This is a genomic window from Staphylococcus rostri (assembly GCF_002902145.1).
In the GTDB taxonomy this organism is placed as follows: domain Bacteria; phylum Bacillota; class Bacilli; order Staphylococcales; family Staphylococcaceae; genus Staphylococcus; species Staphylococcus rostri.
In genome coordinates, this window is record NZ_PPRF01000129.1 from 1 (window position 1) to 1,269 (window position 1,269).

Sequence of the window (1,269 nt, forward strand, 5' to 3'; positions counted from 1 at the left end):
GTCGTATATATGTTAAAAAAGCCGTTAAAATTCATTTTAGAGAATTTTAACGGCTTTTTCTTAGGGAATCTGAGTGCTTATGTCCCAGCCCCGTGTTCTTAAGTATGTTTTGCGTCAAAAACAAAAATTAAAAATTAATATTTACTCATATTTATTTTAGAAATACGAAACTAAATATGAGTAAAATAATAGTGGCTAATAATAGTAGTATACTTGATAATAGGTCTTTCTTTGTCTCATTTTTTTTATTTTTTTTAGTTAAGTCTTGTATTAATGAAAATATTGCAATTATCATTAATATACTAAACGCTATAATTGAGAGTAAAAACACTATCATTCTCCTTTATATTTATTTATAGAAAGGCATCCGAAATATTCGGACGCCCCTTATTAAGAATTAAATTACCAAGCTACAAATGCTTCTTCACCTAGTTGTCTCGCTTTACGTTTTAAGAACCACCAAAGTGCGGCGCCACTCAAACCTAAAATACCACCAGATGCACCTATAAGACCTAAAATAGAAGCAAGTGTTGCTCCAGCATTGATCATATCAAAAACTTTGTGGGCTGTGTCAGTAGAAATCGCTGTAACACCAACTAAATACGTAAATAATCCCAAAAGTTTTCCTAACATAATTCCACCCCTCAATTTACTTTATTGACTTCTACCAAGTAACAAAAGCTGCTTCACCTAATTTGGTAGCTTGACGTTTTAAAAACCACCAAAGTGCTGCACCACTCAAACCTAAAATACCACCAGATGCACCTATAAGACCTAGAATAGAAGCAAGTGTTGCCCCAGCGTTGATCATATCAAAAACTTTGTGAGCTGTTTGCGCTGAGATACCAGTTACTCCAATTAAAAAAGGTGCTAAAGAAAAAAGTTTTGTCGTCATGGCTTTTCACCCCCCTTCAAATATAATTTAATTATTTTGGTTTTACAAACTCAAGGCGAAGTAAGTTATAACCCCTTGAACCATAAGTATTATTATATATATAATTACTAGTTTTATTTTAACATTTAAACAATTAGTTAACTTACTCTTTTTAGTTAAATATATTAAAAGAACAATACTTAAAATAGGTAGTACTCCGAATATACTTAAAACAGATAATATTATGTTAGAATTTGTGAAATTAAAATAAGACAAAAAAGAGGTTGCTGAACCAATAACTATTTTATTTTTAATAAAGGCTATAATCATTTTTGCGAAAGAATCTAAAATAAGTGGTATTGTTGAAATAATATATATTTTAAAAAGTTTAATGT

The 1,269-nt window shown here is 29.9% G+C and carries 3 protein-coding genes; all 3 read right to left on the reverse strand.

Going from position 1 to position 1,269, the window contains the following annotated elements:
• Positions 1-402: 402 nt before the first annotated feature.
• Positions 403-633 carry a circular bacteriocin, circularin A/uberolysin family gene (locus CD122_RS11355; RefSeq protein ID WP_103359032.1) on the reverse strand — a complete coding sequence of 77 codons (231 nt, stop codon included), beginning with the start codon at positions 631-633 and terminating at the stop codon, positions 403-405.
• Between the two features lie 31 nt (positions 634-664).
• Positions 665-895: a circular bacteriocin, circularin A/uberolysin family gene (locus CD122_RS11360; RefSeq protein WP_103359033.1), complete on the reverse strand. Its 231-nt coding sequence runs from the start codon at positions 893-895 to the stop codon at positions 665-667.
• Between the two features lie 42 nt (positions 896-937).
• Positions 938-1,269: hypothetical protein (locus CD122_RS12175; protein WP_420852958.1), on the reverse strand; the 332-nt coding region annotated here is incomplete at its 5' end.

Coding starts and splice junctions, on each gene's coding strand:
- CD122_RS11355 (WP_103359032.1), bottom strand. CDS start 633: ATGTTAGGAAAACTTTTGGGATTATTTACGTATTTAGTTGGTGTTACA.
- CD122_RS11360 (WP_103359033.1), bottom strand. CDS start 895: ATGACGACAAAACTTTTTTCTTTAGCACCTTTTTTAATTGGAGTAACT.